The sequence below is a fragment of the Psychrobacter sp. 1U2 genome (assembly GCF_051847575.1).
The window spans coordinates 1-943 of record NZ_JBPYDC010000608.1 but is presented as its reverse complement, the minus strand read 5'-3'; the positions used below and the strand labels follow the sequence as shown (position 1 = coordinate 943).

Genomic DNA, 943 nt, shown 5'->3' with positions numbered 1-943 from the left:
TGCTTGTGCAATTAATAACTGACGAACAAACTCATAGGATAAATCGGGATTATCCTCCATAATTTGACCAATAGTCGCCCAATGCTCAATTTGCTTCGGTGGTGTCCGATGTTGTGCTTTTGCAATAGCATGAGCTTTGTCAACTAGTGACTTATTAAGTCGTATACTTGCAGTGGACATAATACCCTCCTTATTTAATAACGCTAACCTTTGTGGTATTTTACCACAAACAAGAAATATTAACTAATCACACTATAAGAAGATACAAAGGAATGAAAAAATGATTCAACCAAAGTTCGCCCCACAAATCTCCGTCCCCGCCACCTATATGCGTGGCGGTACTTCCAAAGGCACCTTCTTTAAACTATCCGACTTACCTGAGCGCTGCCAAATGGCTGGCAAGGCACGTGATAACTTTCTACTGCGCGTCATCGGCAGCCCTGACCCTTATGGCAAACAAATCGATGGTCTAGGTAATGGTAGCTCTAGCACGTCAAAAACGGTGATTCTATCTGAGGCAAGGCAAGCAGACCACGATGTCAATTATTTATTTGGACAAGTGAATATTGCCAAGCCGATGATTGATTGGGCGGGTAACTGTGGTAATTTAACCGCAGCGGTTGGTGCTTGTGCGATTAATATGGGCATCGTTGACGCGGATAAAGTCGCTAATAGTATTGATGAGGGTGCCGATAGCGGTATTTGCGAAGTGCGCATTTGGCAAGAGAATATCAGCAAAACTATCATTGCTCATGTCCCTGTATACAAAGATGAGAATGGCAAGGTACAAGTACAAGAAACTGGCGACTTTAAATTAGACGGCGTCACTTTCCCTGCCGCCGAAGTGAAAATTGAATTTATCGATCCCGTTGACTCATCAAGCGATATGTTTCCAACAAACAATCTAGTTGATGAATTTGATGTGTCTGGTTGCGGTCTAAAT

General features: G+C 42.7%; 2 protein-coding genes. One reads left to right on the top strand and one right to left on the bottom strand.

Annotation, left to right across the window (positions count from 1 at the left end):
• Positions 1 to 180 (bottom strand): TA system antitoxin ParD family protein (locus ACS8FD_RS17600; protein WP_439276800.1); only part of this gene is annotated, 180 nt, incomplete at its 3' end.
• A gap of 100 nt (positions 181 to 280) precedes the next feature.
• Here ACS8FD_RS17600 and ACS8FD_RS17595 point away from each other — a divergent pair.
• The coding region (locus ACS8FD_RS17595) for a PrpF domain-containing protein (protein WP_439276799.1) at positions 281 to 943 on the top strand (663 nt) is incomplete at its 3' end.